The 20,935-nt window shown below is 68.0% G+C and carries 19 protein-coding genes and 1 pseudogene; 4 read left to right on the top strand and 16 right to left on the bottom strand.

Annotation, left to right across the window (positions count from 1 at the left end; genetic code table 11):
• Window positions 1-119 precede the first annotated feature (119 nt).
• Window positions 120-4,598, top strand: coding sequence for a glutamate synthase-related protein (locus tag BVI061214_RS01685; RefSeq protein WP_053767039.1), 4,479 nt, complete (start codon window positions 120-122; stop codon window positions 4,596-4,598).
• 47 nt (window positions 4,599-4,645) lie between these two features.
• A complete protein-coding gene (locus tag BVI061214_RS01680; protein WP_003049426.1) occupies window positions 4,646-5,194 on the top strand; it encodes a protoglobin domain-containing protein in 549 nt (182 codons plus the stop codon).
• Here the strand turns inward: BVI061214_RS01680 and dnaB are convergent.
• A complete protein-coding gene (gene dnaB, locus BVI061214_RS01675; protein WP_053767038.1) occupies window positions 5,191-6,525 on the bottom strand; it encodes a replicative DNA helicase in 1,335 nt (444 codons plus the stop codon). The genes BVI061214_RS01680 and dnaB overlap by 4 nt on opposite strands.
• A 133-nt stretch (window positions 6,526-6,658) precedes the next feature.
• Here dnaB and BVI061214_RS01670 point away from each other — a divergent pair, with 133 nt between their 5' ends.
• Entirely contained in the window at window positions 6,659-8,263 is a 1,605-nt protein-coding gene (locus tag BVI061214_RS01670) for a transglycosylase SLT domain-containing protein (protein ID WP_053767037.1), read from the top strand.
• Here BVI061214_RS01670 and BVI061214_RS01665 read toward each other — a convergent pair.
• From BVI061214_RS01665 to clpB, 15 genes are all read right to left on the bottom strand, one after another.
• A complete protein-coding gene (locus tag BVI061214_RS01665) occupies window positions 8,253-9,407 on the bottom strand; it encodes a cation:proton antiporter (RefSeq protein WP_053767036.1) in 1,155 nt (384 codons plus the stop codon). The two genes, BVI061214_RS01670 and BVI061214_RS01665, sit on opposite strands and share 11 nt — an antisense overlap.
• Window positions 9,407-9,859, bottom strand: coding sequence for a CBS domain-containing protein (locus BVI061214_RS01660; protein WP_053767035.1), 453 nt, complete (start codon window positions 9,857-9,859; stop codon window positions 9,407-9,409). Before BVI061214_RS01660 ends, BVI061214_RS01665 begins: the two co-directional genes overlap by 1 nt.
• Before the next feature lie 10 nt (window positions 9,860-9,869).
• The gene (locus BVI061214_RS01655; protein ID WP_053767034.1) at window positions 9,870-10,502 is read right to left on the bottom strand and encodes a rhomboid family intramembrane serine protease; all 633 of its coding nucleotides are present in this window, start codon (window positions 10,500-10,502) and stop codon (window positions 9,870-9,872) included.
• The gene (locus BVI061214_RS01650) at window positions 10,503-11,339 is read right to left on the bottom strand and encodes an SDH family Clp fold serine proteinase (RefSeq protein ID WP_053767033.1); all 837 of its coding nucleotides are present in this window, start codon (window positions 11,337-11,339) and stop codon (window positions 10,503-10,505) included.
• A gap of 55 nt (window positions 11,340-11,394) precedes the next feature.
• Complete coding sequence (locus tag BVI061214_RS01645; RefSeq protein WP_053767032.1) at window positions 11,395-12,528, bottom strand: cation:proton antiporter; 1,134 nt, start codon at window positions 12,526-12,528, stop codon at window positions 11,395-11,397.
• Window positions 12,528-13,001 (bottom strand): cation:proton antiporter regulatory subunit, encoded by a 474-nt coding sequence (locus tag BVI061214_RS01640; RefSeq protein ID WP_053767031.1) that lies wholly within the window; start codon window positions 12,999-13,001, stop codon window positions 12,528-12,530. Before BVI061214_RS01640 ends, BVI061214_RS01645 begins: the two co-directional genes overlap by 1 nt.
• Window positions 12,998-13,417 (bottom strand): phosphate-starvation-inducible PsiE family protein, encoded by a 420-nt coding sequence (locus BVI061214_RS01635; protein WP_053767030.1) that lies wholly within the window; start codon window positions 13,415-13,417, stop codon window positions 12,998-13,000. Before BVI061214_RS01635 ends, BVI061214_RS01640 begins: the two co-directional genes overlap by 4 nt.
• 1 nt (window position 13,418) lies before the next feature.
• Window positions 13,419-13,865 carry a DUF1931 family protein gene (locus tag BVI061214_RS01630; protein ID WP_053767029.1) on the bottom strand — a complete coding sequence of 149 codons (447 nt, stop codon included), beginning with the start codon at window positions 13,863-13,865 and terminating at the stop codon, window positions 13,419-13,421.
• 188 nt (window positions 13,866-14,053) lie between these two features.
• Complete coding sequence (locus tag BVI061214_RS01625) at window positions 14,054-14,467, bottom strand: Hsp20/alpha crystallin family protein (protein WP_053767028.1); 414 nt, start codon at window positions 14,465-14,467, stop codon at window positions 14,054-14,056.
• 12 nt (window positions 14,468-14,479) lie between these two features.
• Entirely contained in the window at window positions 14,480-14,899 is a 420-nt protein-coding gene (gene trxA, locus BVI061214_RS01620; protein WP_053767027.1) for a thioredoxin, read from the bottom strand.
• Between the two features lie 121 nt (window positions 14,900-15,020).
• Entirely contained in the window at window positions 15,021-15,707 is a 687-nt protein-coding gene (locus tag BVI061214_RS01615; RefSeq protein ID WP_003049387.1) for a metallophosphoesterase family protein, read from the bottom strand.
• Between the two features lie 12 nt (window positions 15,708-15,719).
• Entirely contained in the window at window positions 15,720-16,133 is a 414-nt protein-coding gene (locus BVI061214_RS01610; RefSeq protein WP_053767026.1) for an Hsp20/alpha crystallin family protein, read from the bottom strand.
• Between the two features lie 14 nt (window positions 16,134-16,147).
• Window positions 16,148-17,332 (bottom strand): VLRF1 family aeRF1-type release factor, encoded by a 1,185-nt coding sequence (locus tag BVI061214_RS01605; protein ID WP_053767025.1) that lies wholly within the window; start codon window positions 17,330-17,332, stop codon window positions 16,148-16,150.
• Window positions 17,329-17,691: a ferritin family protein gene (locus BVI061214_RS01600; RefSeq protein WP_053767024.1), complete on the bottom strand. Its 363-nt coding sequence runs from the start codon at window positions 17,689-17,691 to the stop codon at window positions 17,329-17,331. The genes BVI061214_RS01605 and BVI061214_RS01600 overlap by 4 nt, the downstream gene beginning before the upstream one ends.
• A gap of 9 nt (window positions 17,692-17,700) precedes the next feature.
• Window positions 17,701-20,265 (bottom strand): ATP-dependent chaperone ClpB, encoded by a 2,565-nt coding sequence (clpB, locus tag BVI061214_RS01595; RefSeq protein ID WP_053767023.1) that lies wholly within the window; start codon window positions 20,263-20,265, stop codon window positions 17,701-17,703.
• A 420-nt stretch (window positions 20,266-20,685) separates the two neighbouring features.
• Here clpB and BVI061214_RS13640 point away from each other — a divergent pair.
• Window positions 20,686-20,935 (top strand): annotated as a pseudogene (locus BVI061214_RS13640) (hypothetical protein); the annotation flags it as partial.

The following is a 20,935-nucleotide window of genomic DNA, read 5'->3' as shown; positions in this document are numbered from 1 at the left end:
AGGCGTGTCCCCGTCTTGGAAGGCCCGTGGTTGACCCCCCTGGGCCCACCGTGTATAATCCTGGGAACGACGCGCATATCTTTGCCCACCCCAATCCCCTTGCCCAAAGGAGCCCGAAGATGACCTGGAAGGAAGCCTACCCGGATATCCCCCTAGGCCAGGACGCCTGCGGCATCATCGCCATGGCGGAAAAGAGCGGCAAGCCCTCCCACCGCATCGTGCGGCGCACCCTGGAAAGCCTCTACCGTATGGCCCACCGCGCGGGGGCCATCCGCGGCGAGGGGGACGGAACGGGAATCCAGACCGACATCCCCCGGGAGCTATGGGCGGGCTTCCTGGAGCGGGCGGGGTACGACCCGAGGCTCGCCTTCAACCCCCGCTTCTTCGTGGGGCACTTCTTCGTGCCCAAGGGGGAGGAGGGACGGCTTCCCGAGTTCTGGGACCTCCTTAAACGGGAGGGCCAGCGGCTTGGCGTGCGCCCCATCCACTTCCAGAGGGGCGAGGTGGTGAGCGAGGTCCTGGGCCCCGTGGGGCGGCGCACGGAGCCCCTTTTCCTCCAGGTGGCGGGGCTTTCCCCGGACGGGGATGCGCCTTTGTGGGAGCTTGGGCTTCGCCTCGAGGCCCAGTTCCCCGTCCACGTGGTCTCCCTCTCCACCTACAGCGTGGTCTACAAGGTGCGGGGAGCGGCGGAGCTCCTCAAGCGCTACTACCCCGAGCTCTCCCGGCCCGAGTTCAAGAGCGCCATCGCCCTGGGCCACAACCGCTACTCCACCAACACCCTCTCCACCTTTGAGCAGGTCCAGCCCTTTGGCCTTCTGGGCCACAACGGCGAGATCAACACCATTGAGCGCCTCAGGCGGGAGCTGGACTTCCTGGGCATCCCCCGCACCGGGGGCTCGGATTCCCAGGACCTGAACCGCATGCTGGAGGGCCTCATCTACCGCTATGGCCTCACCCTGCCCGAGGCCATGGACCTGGTCTTCCCCCCCATCCTGGGCGAGGTGAGGGGCCTGCCCGAGGAGCTGCAGGACCTCTACATGGCCCTCCGCCAGCGCTTCGGCCCCCTGGCCCAGGGTCCGGCCGCCATCGTGAGCCGCCACCAGGACGAGGCCGTCTTCGCCACCGACGCCATGGGCTTGAGGCCCCTCTGGCAGTTTGAGACCCCTTACGAGGTGGTCTTCTCCTCGGAAAGGGGGGTCTTCAGCGCCGAGGAGTTCGTCTCCGAGCCCAAGCCCCTGGCCCCGGGGGAGAAGGTCTACCTGCGCCTCACGGAGGAGGGGGCCAAGGTCCTCCCCTTTGACCGCTACCAGCGCCTGGTGCTGGAGCGCCTTGCCGCCAGGACCCGGGTGGAGGGGTACCGGGTCCACCTCCAGGGGCCTTTGCGCCAGGCCCCGCCCCCCGTGGCCGGGGGGAGCGAGGCCCAGGTGGAGGAGAAGCCCGCCCCGCCGCCTTTGGGCGTGGAGCGGGCCTACGGCTGGGACCGCTGGGACGGGGCCTACCTGGAGGCCCTGGCCAAGACCGGGAACGAGCCCATCGGCTCCCTGGGCTACGACGGCCCCCTGGCCGCCCTGAACCCGGAGAAGCCCAACCTCTCCGAGTTCTTCAAGGAGACCGTGGCGGTGGTGACCAACCCCGCCATTGACCGGGAGCGGGAGATTGAGCACTTCTCCACCCGCACCCTCTTGGGCCGCCGCCCCCTGCCCAACGGCCGGGGTGGGGGAAGGGTGGAGGAGCTCCTCATCCCCATCGTCCTGGAGAGCGACCAGGCCCTGGCCGAGGCTTTTGGCACCCTGACCCTCGAGGAGGTCAAGGCCCGCTTCCAGACCGCCACCCTTGTCCCCCAGTTCACCGTGGAGGAGGGGCTCTTGGTGGGCCTTAAGCGCCTGGAGGAGGAGGCGGTGCGGGCGGTGGAGGCGGGGGCCGAGGTCCTCATCCTCTCCGACCGGGAGGCCTTCCAGGGCGGGGTGTGGATTGACATCGGCCTGGCGGTGGCCGCGGTGAACCGGGCCCTCATGAGGCGGGGGCCGGACGGGGTGGCCTTAAGGCGCAAGACCTCGCTTTTGGTCCACTCCGGCGGGGTGCGGAACCTCCACGACGTGGCCTTCCTCCTGGGCCTGGGGGCCGAGGCCGTGGCTCCTTGGCTTCTGGAGGAGAAGGCCCGGGCCCTCGAGGGGAGGAAAGGGGTGGCGAACGCCCTCGAGGCCCTCAGGAAGGGCCTGGAGAAGGTCATCTCCACCATGGGCATCCACGAGCTCCGGGGCTACGGCAAAATCTTCAGCTCCCTGGGTCTGAAGCCGGAGCTGGCCGAGGTCTTCGGCACCCGCAACTTCCTGGGCTCCCGGGACGGAGGGTACGGCTTCTTGGAGCTGGAGAGGACCCTCCTGGAGCGGGAAGGCTTCTTCCGGGCGGAGAAGGTGCCCCCGGCCAAGGACTTCCGCTTCAACCCCAGGATCTACAAGGCGGCCCAGGAGGTGGCCACGGGCCAGGCCCCCTACAGCCACTTCCAGGAGAAGGTCCGCTCCCTGGAGCGGGAAAGCCCGGTGGCCGCCAGGCAGCTTCTGGAGGTGCGCTTTCCCGAAAGGAGCGAGGTGGCCCCGGAGGAGGTGGACCTTTCCGTGAAGGGGCACTCCCTGCCCTTCGTCATCAGCGCCATGAGCTTCGGTTCCCAGGGGGAGGCGGCCTTCCGGGCCTACGCCGAGGCGGCCAAGCGCCTCAACATGCTCTGCATGAACGGCGAGGGCGGTGAGATCCCCGACATGCTGGGCAAGTACACCCACTGGCGGGGGCAGCAGGTGGCCTCGGGCCGCTTTGGCGTCCACGCCTACATGCTGAACTCCGCCAGCGTCATAGAGATCAAGATCGGCCAGGGGGCCAAGCCCGGGGAGGGCGGGCACCTGCCGGGCAAGAAGGTCTCCCCCAAGGTGGCGGCCGCCCGCAACGCCGTGCCCGGGGTGGACCTCATCAGCCCCTCCAACAACCACGACCTCTACTCCATTGAGGACCTGGCCCAGCTCATTGAGGAGCTGAAGACGGTGAACCCCAAGGCCCTGGTCTCGGTGAAGGTGCCGGTGATCCCCGGCATCGGCACCATCGCCGTGGGCATCGCCAAGGCGGGGGCCGACGTCATCACTCTCTCCGGCTTTGAGGGGGGGACGGGGGCGGCCCGGCTCCACGCCCTCAAATACGCCGGCCTTCCCGTGGAGCTGGGGGTGCGCCGGGCCCACCGGGCCCTGGTGCGGGCGGGGCTTCGCGACCGGGTGGAGATCTGGGCCGACGGGGGCCTCAAGACCGCCTACGATGTCCTGCGCATGGTCCTCCTGGGGGCGGACCGGGTGGGCATGGCCACCATGGCCATGGTGGCCATCGGCTGTACCATCTGCCGCGGCTGCCAGCTGGACACCTGCCACGTGGGCATCACCACCCAGATAGAGACCGTGGAGGAGGCCCTGGCCCACGGCCTGAAGCGCTTCGTCCCCCAGGACCTGGAGCGGGCCGTGGAGCAGCTCACCCGCTTCTTTGAGGCCAAGGCCGAGGCCCTGAGGGAGCTGGTGGCCGCCCTGGGGGCGCGTTCCCTCCAGGAGCTGAGGGGCCGGGTGGACCTCCTTTACCAGCGGGACCACCTGGAGGAGCTGGACCTCAGCTACTTCTTCCTCCCCGTGGAGGAGCCCGAGTGGCTCAAGGACACCTCGGCCCACGTCCTGAGGAAGCCCCTGAACCAGCTCACCCGCACCATCACCGAGGTGGTCATGGCCGCCTACGGGGAGGGGAGCAAGCGCATGGTCTTCCAGGAGGGTCCCGTGGACTCCACGGACCGGGCGCTCGGGGCCCATCTGGCGGGGGAGATCGCCCGCAGGAGGCTTTACGGCAAGGGGTTTGACGCCGAGGTGGAGCTCCGCTTTGACGCCGGGAGCGTGGCCGGGAACGGCCTCGCCGCTTTCAACGTGGAGGGGATGAAGGTGGTGGTGGAGGGCGGGGCCCAGGACGGCGTGGCCAAGAGCGCCTTCGGCGGCACGGTGGCCGTCTTAAAGGGCAGGAACCCCTACGGGGCCTACGTGGACGGCTCGGTGGGCAAGAGCTTCGCCTACGGGGCCATCGGCGGGCTTCTGATCGTGGAGGGGGTGGCGGACAGCCGCTTCTGCATCCGGCTCTCCGGGGCCGATGTGGTCCTGGGCGGGGAGCCCGAGCGCCCCTTGCGGGACGAGCTGGGCAACCTGGCGGCCCGGGCCCAGGCCAAGGGCTTCGCCTTTGAGTACATGACCCGGGGCCGGGCCCTGGTCCTGGGGGACCCCGGGCCCTGGATCTGCTCGGGGATGACCGGGGGGCGGGTCTATTTGCGCCACTGGCCGGAGATGGGCCTCACGGAGGAGGCCATGCGCCGCCGCCTGGCCAAGGGGGCCAAGGTGGCCGTGAAGCCCCTGGACGCCCGGGGGGTGGAGGACGTGCGGGAGCTTCTTGGCGCCTACATCCGGGTCCTTAGGGAGAACAGGCGGGAGGAGAAGGCGGTCCGGCTGGAGAGGCTTCTGGAAGACCCCGTCCGGCACTTCCGCATGGTGGAGCCCGTGAGCCAGCAGGTGGACCAGGGGGTGAGCACCGAGTAGCCTCTGGGCCCTAGACGCTGGGGGGACGGGCAAGGTACATTTGTCCCGTGGACCCCGGTGAGCTCCTGGACCTCCTCAAGCGGCGCACAGGCTTTACCCAGACCCATGCCGCCATTCTGAAGGAGCTGGGGGAGGTCATGGCCCCCATCGCTCCCGAGGTAGCCCTGGCTTTCTACGACTACCTGGGGCGGGACGAGGAGCTTTCCAGCATCCTCCACGCCGTGCCGGGGCGGGTGGAGAGGCTTTACGGCACCTTCGCCGCCTGGTACCGGGAGCTCTTCTCGGGCACCTACGACCGGGCCTACGCCGAAAGGCGGAGGCGCATCGGGCTGGTGCACGCCAGGCTGGGCATCGGGCCTAGGGCCATGGTCCCCGCCATGGGCCTGGTGCAGGAGCTTTCCCTGGAGCACCTGCGGAGCGCCCTGCGGGGCCTCGAGGTCTTCAGCGCCGTGGAGGCCTTTGAAAAGATCCTGGCCATAGAGGTGGCCCTGGTGGAGGAGAGCTACCTGGAGGCCCTCGCCCGCGGCCTTCTCCTGGGCCACCGGGACGTGGGGGAGGCCCTTAAGGAGGGGGCCAAGGCCCTCCTTTCCCCCTAGGCGTCCCGGGCCAGGTCGTTGAAGCGGACGTGGCTGGCGTGGAACTGAAGCTCCACCGTGCCCGTGGGGCCGTTTCTCTGCTTGCCCACGATGATCTCGGCGATGCCCGCCTTCTCCGAGTGGGGGTTGTAGTACTCGTCCCGGTAGATGAACATGACCAGGTCGGCGTCCTGCTCAATGCTGCCCGACTCCCGGAGGTCCGAGAGCATGGGGCGCTTGTTGGGCCTGGCCTCCACCGCCCGGGAGAGCTGGCTTAGGGCGATGATGGGGATGCCTAGCTCCCGGGCCAGGGCTTTGAGACCGCGGGAGATGGCGGCGATCTCCTGCTGGCGGTTTTCTCCCGACTTCCCGCTCCCGGGTCCGGACATGAGCTGGAGGTAGTCTATGATGATCAGCCCCACCTGGTTCTGGCTCACCAGCCTGCGGGCCCGGGCCCGGACCTCCATCAGGGTAAGGTCGGGGGTGTCGTCAATGTAGATGGGCGCTTCGGAGAGGCGGCTTGCCACGTCCACCAGGCGGGAGAAGTCCCGGTCGGTGAGCTGGCCCAGGCGGACCCGGTTCATGTCAATGCGGGCCTCGGAGCACATCATGCGCAGGGTGAGCTGGGCGGCGGGCATCTCCAGGGAGTAGATGCCCACCCCCACCCCCTCCTTCAGGGCGGCGTTCTGGGCGATGGTGAGGGCGAAGGCGGTCTTGCCCATGGCGGGGCGGGCGGCGATGATGTTTAACGAGCCTGGGCCCAGGGTGCCGATGAGCTGGTCCAGCTCCTTGAAGCCGGTGCGGACCCCGGCCACCTCCCCCTTGTTCTGGAAGAGGGCCTCAATGTGCTCAAAGGTCTCGTGGACCAGCTCCCGCATGGGCCTGGCCTCGGTGTCGGTCTTGGTGAGGGCCACCTCCAGGATCTTCTTCCCGGCGGTGTCCAGGATCTCGTCCAGGCTCCCGGCCTCCTCGTAGGCCAGGCGCATGGCCTCCCCCGCCGCCTGGATGAGCCGCCTCAAGGTCCACTTCTCCGCCACGATGCGGGCGTAGTGCTCGGCGTAGGCGGCGGTGGGCGTGGCTTCGGAGAGCTGGAGGAGGTAGGCGGTGCCGCCCACCTCTTCCAGCTGGCCCCTGCGGGAAAGCTCCTCGGAAAGGGTCACCAGGTCCACGGGCCTGCCTTGGCTCCTTAGGGCCTGCATGGCGGCGTAGATCTTGCGGTGGGCCTCGGCGTAGAAGGCCTCGGGGGAGGGGAGGAGGCCTTCCACCTCGTCCATGACGTCGGAGTCCAGGAGAATGGAGCCCAAGACGCTTTGCTCCGCCTCGAGGCTGTGGGGGGGAATAGGGCCTTCCATAAGCCCTACCAGGCTACGCCCTCCCCCCCTTCCGGCGAAAGGGGACTATCCCTGAGGGAAGGATTGCCCCGCGATAGCCCTTTTGGGCCCCTCCCTCTAAGGCTTCTCAGGCGGGGCCTGTTAGGGTGGGAGGGTGCGGCTTTGGTGGCTTCTCTTCCTTCTCTTCGCCTGCCGGGCCCAGGGCCTGCCCGAGGCCTACGCCCTTCTGGAGACGGGGAGGCTCGAGGCCCTGCGCCAGGTGGCCCAGGGCGGGGGGTACGCCGCCCTCTTGGCGGGCTCCCGCCTGGCCCAGCGGGAGGAGGTCCCCTTGGCCGAGCGGGCGGAGTACGCCTGGCGCTACGCCCTCTTCCTGGAGGGGGTGAGGGCCTTGGAGCCCGGTTGGGAGGCCAAGCCCGCCTGGCGGGTGGCGGCGCCCCTTCTGGAATGGGCCAAAGACCCCCGGGCCTTTTCCGCCTGGGAGAGGCTTCTGCCCGAGCCCGAGGCCGTGGCCGCCCTCCTCCGCCTGGGGGAGGGGGAGAGGCTTTGGGAGGCCCTCTTCCGGGGGCGGGCCTATGAGGCCCTGCTGGCGGTCCTCCCTTCTGACCAGCGGCCCGACCTGAGGGCCCAGGCCCTCTTCCGCCTGGGGCGCTACCGGGAGGCCCTGCCCTTCTACCGGGCCTGGGCGGAGGCGGACCCCAGGGGGTACCTGGGCCTGGGGTACGCCCTGTGGCGGCTGGGGCAGCGGAAGGAAGCCCTTATGGCCTTCGCCCGCTACGACCACCCCGAGGCCCGCTTGGGCCAGGGGCGGGTTCTGGAGGAGATGGGGCTTTGGCTGGAGGCCGTGGAGGCCTACCGGAGGAGCACCCCCGAGGGCCTTTGGCGGGCTACGGCCCTTCTGGAGCGCCTGGGGCTCAGAAAAGAGGCCCTGGAGCTTTACCTAAACCTGGCCCAGGGGGACAGCCTCTACGCCGACGACGCCGCCCTCAGGGCCTACGTTTTGGCGGGGGAGCTGGGCCTCGAGGAGGCCAGGGAGGAGGCCTACGCCCGGCTTCAGGGAGGGCTTGGCCTCCTCCTGGGCAAGACCCCGTCCCCGCCTCCGCCCGCTTCGGAAGGCCCCCCGCCCCCGGAGGCCCCCCAGGTGGCGGCCCTGGTGGCGGCCGGGAAGGAGGCCTACGCCCGGGGGGAGGTCCGCTACGCCCTCTGGACCCGGTCCCGGGACTGGCCCTCCCTGGTCCCCCTCTTGTACCGCCTGGGGATGTACCGGGAGGGGATCCGGGCCGCCTGGCCCACCGCTTTGGCCTACCCCCGGCCCTACCGGGCGTGGGTGGAGGCCTACGCCAGGAAGGAGGGCCTTGACCCCGACCTCCTCTACGCCCTCTTCCACGTGGAAAGCCGCTTTGACCCTCAGGCGGTGAGCCCCACGGGGGCCTTGGGCCTGGCCCAGTTCCTCAGGGGCACCTGGGCCGATGTGGCCCGGATGCTGGGGGAGCCCCCCGCCGACCCCTTTGACCCCGAAAGCGCCATCCGCTACGCCGCCCGCTACCTGGCCTGGCTCCTGGAGCGGTGCGGGGCCTTCGCGGGCCTGGAGCGGGTGGCCTGCGCCCTCACCGCCTATAACGGCGGCATCGGCTACACCCTGAGGGGGATAGCGCAGCAAGGGGGGCTATACCCCTTCCTCCGCTTCCAGGAGCGGGACGAGCCCCGGGAGTACCTGGCCAAGGTCCTCTCCGCCTACGCCGCCTACCGGGCTATCCCTTAGCCCCCCGCTCCGTCCAGGCGATGAGGGGCTTGAGGGCAAAGGGGGCGAAGAGGGTCGTGAAGACCACCATGAAGAGGACGATGGCGTACTCCTCTTCGTTGACCGCCCCGGCCGCCAGGCCCAAAGCGGCCACGATCAGGCCCACCTCCCCCCGGGGGGCCATGCCCACCCCCACGGTGAGGGCGCTCCGCACCCCCTGGGTGAGGGCCCCCAGGAACCCGCCCAGGACCTTGCCCAGGATGGCGATCACCGTCACCACGCTCCCCGCCAGGAGGACGGCGGGGCTTGCCAGGGCGGAAAGCTCCAGCCGCACCCCCACCATGGCGAAGAAGATGGGGGCCAGGAAGCTCTCCACGGCGAAGATGGGTTCCTCCAGCTTGTACTTCTCCCGCACCTCGGAGAGGAGCATCCCCCCCAAAAAGGCCCCCACGATGGGGGCCAGCCCGATGCTGGCCGCCAAGGCCGCCATCCCCACCCCCAGGGCCAGGGCGAAGCCCAGGGGGCTGCCCACGGGAAGCCGGTCTAGGGGCAGGCGGGCCACCAGGGTGGAGAGGAGGACGGCCAGGCCCACGAAGACGACGGAGAGGACCACCAGTTGCGCGATGGCCCCTGTTTCCACCTGCCCCGTCCTGGCCACCCCGTTCACCACCGCCAGGACGATGAGGCCCAGGATATCGTCAATGACCGCCGCCCCCAGGATGACCCGGGCATAAGGGCGGGAGAGGACCCCGAGCTCCTGCAGGACCCTGGCGGTGATGCCCACGCTGGTGGCCACCAAGGCGGTGCCCAGGAAGAGGGCGGGGAGGGTCTGAAAGCCGATCTGGAGGCCGTAAAGGTACCCCCCCACGAAGGGGAAGGCCACCCCCAAAACCGCCACCAAAAAGGCCTCCTTGCCCACGGCCAGGATGTCCTTGAGCCGGGTCTCCAGGCCCACCATGAAGAGGAGGAAGATGGCCCCGAGCTCGGCCAAAAACTCCAGGACCTCTCCCTCGTGCACCAGGCCCAGAAGGGCCGGGCCCACTAGGATGCCCGCTAGCACCTCCCCGATGACCACGGGCTGGTTCAGGCGCTTAAAGACGTAGGCCATAACCTGGGCCGCCAGGAGGAGGTAGAAGACCTCCAGGATGTGCCCCGCGCCGTGCATCACTGCCTCCCCAGGATCAGTTTCAGAATGTCGCTCCGGGTGAGGATGCCCACTACCTTATCCTCCTGGTCCACCACGGGGAGGTGGCGGACCTCCGTGGTGAGGAGAACCTGAAGGGCCTTCCCCAGGGGGTCCTCCGGGTGGACCCGGGGGATCTCCTTGAGCATCACCGCCTCCACCGGGGTGCTCTGGTAGCGGCGGTAGATCTCTTGAAGGGTATCCTCGTCCACCCATTCCCCGAAAAGCTGTAGGGCCTCCACGTCGGAAAAGGGGACGTTCTCCGGCCTGGGGAGGAGCTCCTCCACCTGAAGGAGCCCCACCAGGCGGCCTATTTCGTCCACCACCGGGAAGCCCCCGTAGCGCGTTTCCAGGATTTTGCGGGCGGCCTCTGCCAACGTGGCTTTGGGGCTCAGGGTCTCCGGAGCCCTGGTCATGACCTCGGCGACCTTCATGGCCTAAAGTCTACCAGCGCCGCGGGCGCCGGGCCATGCGGGGGCCAGCGTAGACCCCAAAGAGGAACCCCCCCAGGTGGGCCCACCAGGCCACCCCCGGCAGGCCCAAAAGCCCCTGGAAGAGCTGGAGGAAGGCCCAGTACCCCAGGTAGACCCCCGCCGGGAAGGTGACGAAGAGGGGGAAGATGAAGAGGACCACGGAGACCACGTAGGCCCGGGGGAAGAGGACGTAGTAGGCTCCCAAGACGGCGGAGACCGCCCCGCTGGCCCCGATCATGGGCACGGTGGAGGCGGGCGTGAAGAGGCCCTGGGCCAAGGCGGCCGCCACCCCGCCCAGGAGGTAGAAGACGAGGAAGCGCCCGTGGCCCATCCGGTCCTCCACGTTGTCCCCGAAGACCCAGAGGAACCACATGTTGGAGAGGATGTGGAAGAACCCTCCGTGGAGGAACATGCTGGTAAAGAGGCGGTACCCCTGTCCCAGGGGGTCCTGGAAAAAGAGGGCGGGGACGAAGCCGTAGGCCTGGACCACGGCCTCCAGGCCCCAAGCCAGCTCCAGGAGGAAGGCCAGGGCGTTGGCCAGGACCAGGCCCTTGACCACCCAGGCGGGGCGGCGGGCGTAGTTGAGGTCGTAGAGGGGGAACACCTAGCGGCCTCCCGGCTGGCCTCCTTGGCGGTAGGGGAGGGGCACGTACTGGACGCTGGGCCGCTGCCCCTGGGGCTGGGGGTAGAGGTCCATGAGTTCGTAGACCTCGAGGGGCATCTCCGTGGAGACCCTGAGCCCCAGCTCCCGGGCCTGGGCCACGTCAATGGGGTAGTCGTGGGTCCAGGTGCCCTGGGAGAGGATGTGGGCCACCTCCTCGGCCTTATCCTCGGGCATGTGCTTTTTGAGGAGGTTCTTCACCGTGGCCTTGACCTGCCTCAGGGCCTTCTCGGCCACGTCGGCCAGGATCAGGGTCTGGTCGTCAATCTCCTGTATGGGCTTCTTCTCCAGGACCTTGAGGACGCTGGCGGCGGGGTACTGGCCCAGCTGGGGGTCCACGGGGCCTAAGACGGCGTTTTCGTCCATGACGATCTCGTCAGCGGCCAGGGCGATCAGGGTCCCCCCGGACATGGCGTAGTGGGGGACGAAGACCGTGACCTTGGCGGGGTGGCGGAGGAGGGCCTCGGCGATCTGCTCCGCCGCCAGCACCAAGCCCCCCGGGGTGTGGAGGACGAGGTCTATGGGCACGTTCTTGTCGGTGAGGCGGATGGCCCTCAGGACCTGCTCCGAGTCGTCAATGTTGATGAAGCGGCTGATGGGGATGCCCAAAAAGCTCACCGCCTCCTGGCGGTGGATCAGGGTGATGACCCGGCTTTTCCGCTTCTTCTCTAGCTCGGCGATCTTCCTGGCCCTGGTCCCAAGGAGCATCTGCTGTTGCAGGTAGGGGCTGAGGGCGGAAAGGATGAAAAAGAGCCAGAAGAGCTGGAAAAAGATGTCCATAGGTGCCTCCGAGGGTCAGCTTACTTCAAGGGTAGATAAGATGCCAAGGCGGGCCTCAGCCAGGCCTGGCCGAGACCGGGCGCTTCTTCTCCTTGGGGAAAAGGGCCTGCCCGATCTCGGGGGCGAAGCGGATCAGGAGGGCCCCAAGAGGGACGGAGAGGAGGACCATGAGCACCGCCACCTGGGCCACCAGCGGGTAGCCCTGGGCCAAGGCCAGGCTACCCAGGACCAGGTTGAACTCCCCCCGGGGGACCAGGTAAAGGGCGGCGTAAAGCCGCCGCTTCCGGCCCAGGCCCGCCCTGGCCCCGCCCAGGTGGTTGAGGGGGAGCTTGAGGAGAAGCCCCAAAAGGGCCAGGCCCGCGCCCACGGGGGTGAGGCCCCGCAGGAGGCCCGTGGCCTCGGCCCCCACCACCAGGAAGAAGAGGGCCACCCCCAGGTCCCGCACCGGCCCGAAGAGGTGCTCCAGCCTCTCCCTGAGGCCCAAGGAGGCGGCGATCATCCCGGAGAGGAAGGCCCCCACGCCTTCCGAGGCCCCCAGGGCGTGAAAGAGGAGGGCGGTGCCGGTGGTGAAGGCGGCACCCAGGAGGAGGACCAGCTCATCGGAGAAGCTCTCCATGAGGCGCACCAAGTGGGGTCCCAGGAGGCGGGCGAAGGCCAGGTAGGCCAGGGCCAGAAGCACCCCGGCCAGAACCCCTCCCGGCCCATGCCCGCCCAGAAGGGCGAGAAGAAGGGCGATGACCAGGTCCTCCAGCACCAAGACCCCCAGGACCACCTCGCTTTCCGGGTTAGCGGCCCGGCGCAGGTCAATGATCAGCTTGACGATGACGGCGCTGGAGCTTATGTAGATGATGCCGGCGAGGAGCGCGGCCCCCCGGGCGTCCAGCCCGGCAAGAAGGCCCAGGAGAAAGCCCAGAGGGAGGGCCAGGGCATCGTAGAGGCCAGCCCGGGTGGCCCGGCCGGAAAGCTCCTTCAGCCGGTCGGGGCCGAACTCCAGGCCCACGGAGAAGAGGAGGAGGAGAAGCCCCAAGGAGGGGAGGGGTTCCAGCTCCTCCACGGGGAGACGGTGGCCCATGAGGAGGCCCGTGAGGAGGTAGACAGGAAGGGGCGGGAAGCCGAAGCGGTGCACCAAGGCCGCCCCCAGGGCCAAAAGCCCCGCCGCCAGAGCGAAGGCCTCCAGGGAAGGGTGCATCAGAGGCTCCTCTTCAGGGCTTCCACCGCCTCCCGGGTGCCCGCCACCACCAGGGTGTCCCCCACCTCCAGGACCACCTCCGGCCCCGGGTTCGGCACCAGGGGCGCCCCGGGCCGGTCCACGGCCAGGAGGTGGGCCCCGGGGGGCAGGGGGATCTCGCCCACCCGCTTGCCCGCGAGCCGGGAGCCCGGCAGGACCTTGATCCACTCAATGACCTTCTGGCCCAGCTTGCTCTGGGTGTCCCCCACCGCCTCGGGGTGGAAGAGGACCCCGGCCAGAATGGCCCCCACCTCCCGGGCCTCCTCGTCGGTGAGGTCCAAAGCCGCCCTCGGCTCATCGTCCTCTCCCGCCTCAAAGTACTGAAGCTCCCGCTTGCCCGAGCTGTGCACCACGATGACCAGCCGGTCCCCGCTTGCCACCGTGATGGTGAACTTCCGCCCCACGCCAGGCAGGGCCACCTCTTCCACCTTCATGCCGACCTCCTAGGGGAAAACCGCACCGCCAGGGTGCGCCCCGCCACCAGGGCCAGGATGCCCAGGGTCCAGAGGAAGAGGTCCAGGCCCGAAAGCTTCTCGGCGAAGAGGTTCAGGAGAAGCTCCCGCAGGGTGAGGGCCACGGCGATCTCCAGCAGGACCTCGAGGCGCACCCTTTCAAACTCAAAGTACTCCACGAAGACCCGGACCAGCTCCAGGACGATCACCAAGCTGAGGACGTTGGTGACCAGGTCCTTTAACCCCAGCCGCACCGTGGGCTCGGTGACGGTGAGGCCCAGCTCCAAGAAGGTCCGGACCACGCCCACGAAGAGCCCGATGAGGAGGGCCACCACCACCAGGTTGAAGACCAACTGGGTGGCCCTCCGGTAAAGGCTGAGGAGGAGGTCCTGGGCCATCCTAAAGGAGGAGGTTGAAGACCCGCTCCGCCCGCTCGTGGTGCTGGGTCTGAGGGTTCTTGAGGGCGGGGTCCAGCTCCTTGAGGACCCGGGCGTAGGCCACCACCAAGGCCCCGGCGATCTCGGGCAGGAGCCTTTCCACGTCCTCGGAAACGGTGAGGTCCAGAGGGGGCAAGGCGGCCAGGGCGTCCAGCACGGGCTTCAGCTCCAGGGCCACGTCCATCTGGCGGAACTCCCGGATGGTCTCCTGGAGGCCCTTGGTGATGGGCAGGTCGGGCTCAAAGATGATGTCCCGGCCGTTGTACTTGGCGTTCCTTTCCGCCACCACCAAGAGGTCGTGAATCTTGTTGCGGAGGAAGTCGGAAAGGCGCTTTAAATCGTCCTTGTCCACGTCAAGACCGGCGGCCAGGCGGAAGAGCTTCTCAAACTCGGCGATTTTCATCAACATAACACCACCCCGAAGGCAAGTTTAGGTTTTAAGTCTGTCTGTGTCAAGTCTTTTGCTATTAGGGCGCCCACAAAGAGGCCGGGGGCCTAAGTGCCTGCACTTTGGTTTCGCAACATGAGGTGCCCAAGTCTGGGCTGTGGAAGAGCTTTTCTGGGGCCCCCGCCGTGGCTCTTGCCACGGCGGGGCACTTAGGCCTCCTCTACCGGGATCCTGAGGGGGGGCTCCTGAGGACGCTTTTCCCGGGGGATCTTGATCTCCAGCACGCCCCTTTTGAGGCGGGCTTCCAGGCCCTCCTTCTTGGCGTCCTTGGGCAGGAGGTAGGCCCGGTAGATGCGGCCGTAGACGATCTCCGCTAGGTGCTTGGCGCGCTTTTCCTCCCGCTTCTCCCCCTCTATGACCAGCTGGTCCCCCTCGAGGCGCACCTCCAGGTTCTCCGGGCCCAGGCCCGGCACCTCCACCCGCAGGAGGTAGTGGTCCTCGTACTCGGACAGCTCGGAGAGGGGCTCCAGAACCTCGCCGGTCTCCTGGAAGGCCTTTTCCAAAGCCTCCTCCACCGCTTTGCGGAAGCGGGAACGGCCAAAGGGCCAGATCTTTTCCAGCATGGCTTCCCTCCCTCAGCCCAGGTAGGGCTTGAGCCTTTCCTCTAGAACCCGCTTGGGCAGGAAGCCCACCCAGGTGGCCACGGGGTTTCCCCTCTGGAAGAGCATCAGGGTGGGGATGGACATCACCCGGTACTGGGCGGCCAGCCTGGGGTTTTGGTCGGTGTTGACCTTGACCACCTTCAGCTTTCCGGCGTGCTCCCGGGCCAGCTCCTCCAGAACCGGGGCCACCAGGCGGCAGGGGCCGCACCACTCTGCCCAGAAGTCCACCAGGACCAGGGGAGCCCCCGCCACCTCGGCGGCGAAGCTCCCTTCGCCCGCCTCCACGATCCAGGGAAGGGGGCTCTTGCAGGCCCCGCAGACGGGCACCTGGCCGGGAGGAGGGGTGCGGAGGCGGTTTTTGGCGCCGCAGTTGGTGCAGGTGACGGTGCTCATAAGGAATACCCTTGTTTCCTCACCATGCCTGGTAACTTCCCCAGGAACCTTTTGCCGGGGCCCCCATGCTGGCTTGGGCCAGCATGGGGTATAAGGCCCCGCCTAAAGGCGGGGCCTTTCCTTAGCGGACGTTCCCCGTCTCCAGCTTCCTGGACCGGAGGTCCAGAAGGCTGTACTCCCCCTCGGAGAGGTCCCCGGGGACCACCACCCAGCTCGCCCCCAGCATCTCGTGCTTCTGGCCCCGGCCCGCCACGAGGGCCACCAGGGGGTTATGGGTCTTGATGAGGTGGGCCACCTCGTGGGAGCCGCCCTCTCCCAGGCCCTTGTGGAAGGGCCGGGTGTAGAAGAGGAAGATCTTGGGGTAATCCTTGAGCTCCCACAGGGTTTTCAGGTGGTACTCGGCCACCCAGGCGGGGTAGCGGAGGGCCTCCTTCTCCTCGGGCTCGCCGTCGTCCAGGATCTCCCCGCCCGCGCCGGCCACCAGGTAGGGCCCCTTCCAGAAGGTAAAGGTTTCGTGGACGTTCCGCATCTCGGGGCGGACCAGTTCGGTGTTGGCGGCCTCCCGCAGGTATTCCCAAATGGGGGCGTCCTCCGGCCCGGGGATGTAGGCGGTGGGGAGGTGGGTTTCGGAGAGGATGTGGAAGAAAGCGGCGTAGTCCCGGCTCTTGGCGGTCTTGGGCATCAGGTTGCCGATGACCACCACGGCGTCCGCCCCGGTGTCCGGGGCCACCTTGACGAACTTCTCCAAAGCCTCCAGGTCCCCCATGGGGTTAGACGTGGCCAGGATGTAGCGCACCGTCCTCCGCATAAGGCACCTCCTTTACTCCACCTGCACCTGGATCTTCTTGGGCTTGGTCTCCTCGGCCCTGGGGACCAGAAGGTGGAGCACCCCGTGGCGGAAGCGGGCCTGCACCCGGGAGAGGTCGTAGGTGGCCGGGATGTTGAAGCTCCGGGCGAAGGTGCCGTAGGGGCCCTCGAGGCGGTGGTAGGCCACGCCCTCCTTCTTCTCAAAGGGCCTTTCGGCCTTCACCGAGAGGACCCCTTCCTCGGCCACGACCTCCACCTTCTCGGGATCCACCCCGGGGAGGTAGACGAGGAGGTGAAGCCCCTCGCCGTCCTCCATCACGTCCACCAGGGGGGCGTACACCCTGGGCCCCTGCTGGGGCGCGCCCAGCGTCCGGACCAGCCTCTCCTGCAACTCCTCCAGCTCCCTGAAAGGATCAAACCGGATCATCTTGCTACCTCCTTTCACCACCTCAAGAGCGCGGCCATGCCACCGCGCTCAAGAAGCCTTCTTTCCGCCTCGCCGCGCACGAACTCTAGCTTGGCCGCGTACCCGGCGGCGAGCTCGGGAAGGACCACGGCCAGGGGCTTTTTCTCGGGGTTCTGGCAGTAGGCCAGGGCCTGGGCCTCCTCGGCCAGATAGAGGCCGTCGCAGGCGTAGAGCTCCTTTTCCAGGTGCCAAGGCAGGACCCAAAGCTCCACCCGGCCTTCCTGGACCCGGGCCAGGACCTCGGGGCCGAAGGCCGCCTTGGGGTAGGCCTCCTCCAGTTCCTCCAGAAGCCTCACCTCCGCTTGGCGCTCCACCTCCTCCAAGACGGGCTCAAGGCGCTTCAGGACTTCGCCTGGGCTTGCGCCGGGGTGGGGCAGGGAGGGAAGCTCCGCCACCACTTTCTCCTTAAGGCGCTTGGGCAGGTAGCCCAGGAAGAGCTTGGTGTGCTCCTCAGGGCCCATGAGGAGGAGGCGGGTGAAGCCCCTCTCCTCCACGTGCCTTACCAGCTCGTGGGCCAGGGCCTTGTAGAAGCGCTCCTCCCAGGCGGCCAGGCGCTTGGCGAAGAGGTCCTGCCCCGCCCCGCCCCGGGCGATGCCGCCCAGGTTGAAGCGGCGGCCTGGGGCGTCCAGGGAGAGGCGGCGCCAGGCCTCGGTGTCCAGGGCCAGGAAGGCATCCTTGACCTCGGCGATCTCGCCCAGGAAGACCTCAAAGACCCGCCAGCGCTCCTGGTCCACGTAGACCACGCCGTAGCGCTCGTACTCGTCCAGGGCGTAGACCAGGGGAAGGAGGAAGGGCTCCCCGTAGTGGGCCAGGGCCCCGTCGGTGAGGAGGCGGCTCGTCTTCTCGTCCACAAAGGCCGTCTTCACCGCCCTCACCAGGGGGAGCTCCACCTGCAAGGGGAAAAGCTCCAGGCGCTCCTGATCGGCGAAGAGGGCCAGGGTCTTGGCCTGGATGACCTCGTGCTGCAAAAGCTCCAGGACCTTTTCCGCCAGGGCCTCGGGCACGGCGAGGGCCTTCATGGCGTCCTTGGCCCTGAGGGCGTAGGCCCTGCCGGCGTTGTCGGGCTTGGCGGGGTTGATGTCCAGATAGAGGGATAAAGCCGGGGTCTTCAGGTCCTTCAGGGACTCCTTGATGCGCCGGACCTCTTCCTTGCCGATCATACCCCACCTCCCAAAAGGGCCACCACCTGGCGGATGGCTTCCTGGTTCAGCTTCTCCTCCTGGCCGAGCCGGGTGAAGAGGGCCTCCAGCTCGGGGTCGGGGAGGGTGCTCTCCAGGTAGTAGGCCCGGTCCAGCCCCTCCCACCCCACCTCCTCCGCCTTGGGGGTGGGAGGGAGGGGCGCCTTCAGGCGGTGGAGGGCCTCGGCCAGGGCCTCGGCGTGGGCCCGCTCCCTTTTCGCCACCTCCAGGAGGCGGGCCTTGAGGTGGGGGTAGGGCACCCCTTCCGCCGCCCGCTCTGCCCGAAGGGCGTCTAAAAGCTCATCCTGGTAAGCCTTTTGCAGGATCTCCACCACGCCCATGGCGCCTCCTCAGGCCGAGATGCGCTCGGCGGCGCGGAAGGAGAGGCCCTCGAGGCCCACGTCCACCAGGACCCGGTCCCCCTCCTTGATCTCCCCGGCCAGGATCTTCTTGGCCAGGGGGGTTTCCAGCTCCCGCTGAATGACCCGCTTCAGGGGCCTGGCGCCGAAGACGGGGTCGTAGCCCCTTTGGGCCAGGAAGTCCTTGGCGGCCTCGCTGAGTTCCAGGGTGATCCGCTTTTCCGAAAGCCTCGCCCGGAGGTTGGCGAGCTGGATGTCCACGATCTGGCGGATCTGCTCCCGGGAGAGGGGCCGGAAGACCACGATCTCGTCCAGCCGGTTCAGGAACTCGGGGCGGAAGTGCTTCTGCAGGACGCCGAAGACCTCGTCGCGGATCCGCTCGTAGGGCAGACCCTTCTGGATGCCCTCCAGGATGAGGGGGCTACCCAGGTTGGAGGTCAGGATGATGACGGTGTTGCGGAAGTCCACGGTGCGCCCGTGGCTGTCGGTGAGGCGGCCGTCGTCCAGGATCTGCAGGAGGATGTTGAAGACGTCGGGATGGGCCTTCTCAATCTCGTCAAAGAGGATGACGGTGTAGGGCCGCCGGCGGACGGCCTCGGTGAGCTGGCCCCCTTCCTCGTAGCCCACGTAGCCGGGAGGGGCCCCGATGAGGCGGCTGACGGCGTGCTTCTCCATGTACTCCGTCATGTCAATGCGGACCATGGCCTCCTCGGTGTCAAAGAGGGTGGCGGCCAGGGTCTTGGCCAGCTCGGTCTTGCCCACGCCCGTGGGGCCCAGGAAGAGGAAGCTCCCGATGGGGCGGTTCGGGTCCTTGAGGCCGGCCCGGGCGCGGCGGATGGCATCGGCCACGGCCCTTATGGCCTCGTCCTGGCCCACCACCCGCTTGTGGAGCTCCTCCTCAAGCCTCAGGAGCTTCTCCCGCTCGCCTTCCAGGAGCTTGGCCACGGGGATCCCCGTCCAGCGGGAGACGATCTCGGCGATGTCCTCCTCGGTGACCTCCAGGCGGACGAAGCGGGCGTTCTTGAGCTTCTCGGAGAGGGCTTCCACCTCGGCCTCGAGGCGGGGAAGCTCCCCGTAGCGGAGCTCGGCGGCCCGGTTCAGGGCGTAGTGGCGCTCGGCCAGCTCAATCTCCCGCCTCACCTCGTCCAGGCGGTGCTGGGCCTCGCGGAGCTTCTTCAGGATCTCCCTCTCGGCTTCCCACTCGGCCTTGAGCTTCTCAATCTCCTTGGTGAGCTCGGCGATCTCGGCCTCAATGGCCTTGAGGCGCTCTAGGGAGTCTGGGTCCTTCTCCTTCTTCAGGGCTTCCCGCTCAATCTCCAGCTGGAGCTTCTTGCGCTCCAGGGTGTCTATCTCCTCGGGAGCGCTCTCCAAGGCCATGCGGAGCCTGGCCGCCGCCTCGTCAATGAGGTCAATGGCCTTGTCGGGGAGGCGCCTTTCCGTGATGTAGCGGTGGGAGAGAACCGCCGCCGCCACCAGGGCGGGGTCGGAGATGCGCACCCCGTGGTGGACCTCGTACTTCTCCTTGATGCCCCGCAGGATGGAGATGGTGTCCTCCACGCTGGGCTCTTCCACGTAGACGGGCTGGAAGCGCCTCTCCAGGGCGGGGTCCTTCTCAATCTCCCGGTACTCGTCCAAGGTGGTGGCCCCGATGAGCCTGAGCTCCCCGCGGGCCAGGGCGGGCTTCAGCATGTTGCCGGCGTCCACGGCCCCCTCGGCCTTGCCGGCGCCCACCACGGTGTGGATCTCGTCAATGAAGAGGATGATCTCCCCCTGGCTCGCCACCACCTCCTGGATGACCGCCTTCAGGCGCTCCTCAAACTCGCCCCGGTACTTGGCCCCGGCCAGGAGGGAGCCCATCTGCAAGGAGATGATGCGCTTGCCCTTGAGGCCCTCGGGCACGTCCCCTTTGACGATGCGCTGGGCGAGGCCCTCCACGATGGCCGTCTTGCCCACGCCGGGCTCGCCGATCAGGACCGGGTTGTTCTTGGTGCGCCGGAGGAGGATCTGGATGGTGCGCCGGATCTCCTCGTCCCGGCCGATGACCGGGTCCAGCTTGCCCTGGGCGGCCAAGGCCGTCAGGTCAATGCCGTACTGCTCCAAAGCGTTGTAGGTGCTCTCCGCGTGTTCCGTCTGCACGGTCTTACCTCCTCTGAGTTCCAAAAGGGCTCGTTTCAGGGGCTCGAGGCCGGGAAGGCCCGGGGTGGCCTCGGCCAAGGCCAGGACCAGGGTGTCCAGGGCCACAAAGCGGTCCTTGAGCTCCTCCATCAGGGCCTCGGCCCGGTTAAAGGCCCCGGAAAGCCGGGTCGTCAGGTACTGCCCGCCCTCGGCCCCCTCCACCTTGGGGAGGCGGGAAAGCTCCCGCTCCATGAGCTCCTTCAGGGCCTTGGGGTCGGCCCCGGCCTTCTCCAAAAGCCGCCAGGGAAGCCCTCCAGGGTCCTTCAGCAGGACGGCCCAGAGGTGGGGGGTGTCTATGGCCTGGTGCTGAAGCTTCCGGGCCAGGACCTGGGCCTGGGCCAGGGCTTCGCGGGCGGCTTGGGTCCAGCGTTCCAGGTTCATCCCCTACCTCCTCTCGCTAAAGCTAGCATATCACCTAACATGGATATTGTCAAGTTGATTGATAAAAAAGGTGGGCGAAGTCCGACCCTAGGAAGAAGCGGCTCCTAAACCCAAGTTTAGGGGAGGTTGTGGGGAAGGATGTCCCGCTAAGTACCCCGCCGCGGCAAAAGCCGCGGTGGGGGCCCCAGAAAAGCCCTTCCACAGCCCCGACTTGAGCACCCCATGTTGCAATGTATCTTGCCCTCTGAGGGAGGTCCTACCGCCTATGTTGCCGGGCTCCCACGCCCGCGACTTTGATCGGTAGCCACCCGCCCCGGCCTCCCCGCCGCACAGTATCCCGGTCGTCAAAGACCGCATCCACATGGACGGCCCACGGGGTCGGGTGGCCACCTCCCTCAGTCTACCCAAAGGAGAAGGACCATGCTCTGCGCAGGCATTGACATCAGCAAGCCCCACCTGGACCTGGCCCTGGTCTCCACCACCGCCAAGCCCACCCGACTCCGCTTCCCCAACACCCCGGAAGGCCGCCAAGCCCTCCTGGCCGCCCTGGCCCACCACCGCCCCACCTGGGTGGCCCTGGAGCGGAGGGTCTGTTGCCCCCTTCCCTGGAGGCCTTCGCTCTGGCGGCGGGGCTTTTGGCCCTGGGGGCGGCCCTGGTGCACCGCTTCGG

It is taken from the genome of Thermus aquaticus (genome assembly GCF_001280255.1).
In the GTDB taxonomy this organism is placed as follows: domain Bacteria; phylum Deinococcota; class Deinococci; order Deinococcales; family Thermaceae; genus Thermus; species Thermus aquaticus.
The sequence above is the reverse complement of the archived record's forward strand: the minus strand, read 5'-3'. Positions and strand labels throughout refer to the sequence as shown.

Excerpts from the sequence above, each read along its gene's own strand:
- BVI061214_RS01685 (WP_053767039.1), top strand. The coding sequence starts at position 120 with ATGACCTGGAAGGAAGCCTACCCGGATATCCCCCTAGGCCAGGACGCC.
- dnaB (WP_053767038.1), bottom strand. The coding sequence starts at position 6,525 with ATGGAAGGCCCTATTCCCCCCCACAGCCTCGAGGCGGAGCAAAGCGTC.
- BVI061214_RS01665 (WP_053767036.1), bottom strand. The coding sequence starts at position 9,407 with ATGCACGGCGCGGGGCACATCCTGGAGGTCTTCTACCTCCTCCTGGCG.
- BVI061214_RS01660 (WP_053767035.1), bottom strand. The coding sequence starts at position 9,859 with ATGAAGGTCGCCGAGGTCATGACCAGGGCTCCGGAGACCCTGAGCCCC.
- BVI061214_RS01650 (WP_053767033.1), bottom strand. The coding sequence starts at position 11,339 with ATGGACATCTTTTTCCAGCTCTTCTGGCTCTTTTTCATCCTTTCCGCC.
- BVI061214_RS01645 (WP_053767032.1), bottom strand. The coding sequence starts at position 12,528 with ATGCACCCTTCCCTGGAGGCCTTCGCTCTGGCGGCGGGGCTTTTGGCC.
- BVI061214_RS01640 (WP_053767031.1), bottom strand. The coding sequence starts at position 13,001 with ATGAAGGTGGAAGAGGTGGCCCTGCCTGGCGTGGGGCGGAAGTTCACC.
- BVI061214_RS01635 (WP_053767030.1), bottom strand. The coding sequence starts at position 13,417 with ATGGCCCAGGACCTCCTCCTCAGCCTTTACCGGAGGGCCACCCAGTTG.
- BVI061214_RS01630 (WP_053767029.1), bottom strand. The coding sequence starts at position 13,865 with ATGTTGATGAAAATCGCCGAGTTTGAGAAGCTCTTCCGCCTGGCCGCC.
- BVI061214_RS01625 (WP_053767028.1), bottom strand. The coding sequence starts at position 14,467 with ATGCTGGAAAAGATCTGGCCCTTTGGCCGTTCCCGCTTCCGCAAAGCG.
- trxA (WP_053767027.1), bottom strand. The coding sequence starts at position 14,899 with ATGAGCACCGTCACCTGCACCAACTGCGGCGCCAAAAACCGCCTCCGC.
- BVI061214_RS01615 (WP_003049387.1), bottom strand. The coding sequence starts at position 15,707 with ATGCGGAGGACGGTGCGCTACATCCTGGCCACGTCTAACCCCATGGGG.
- BVI061214_RS01610 (WP_053767026.1), bottom strand. The coding sequence starts at position 16,133 with ATGATCCGGTTTGATCCTTTCAGGGAGCTGGAGGAGTTGCAGGAGAGG.
- BVI061214_RS01605 (WP_053767025.1), bottom strand. The coding sequence starts at position 17,332 with ATGATCGGCAAGGAAGAGGTCCGGCGCATCAAGGAGTCCCTGAAGGAC.
- BVI061214_RS01600 (WP_053767024.1), bottom strand. The coding sequence starts at position 17,691 with ATGGGCGTGGTGGAGATCCTGCAAAAGGCTTACCAGGATGAGCTTTTA.
- clpB (WP_053767023.1), bottom strand. The coding sequence starts at position 20,265 with ATGAACCTGGAACGCTGGACCCAAGCCGCCCGCGAAGCCCTGGCCCAG.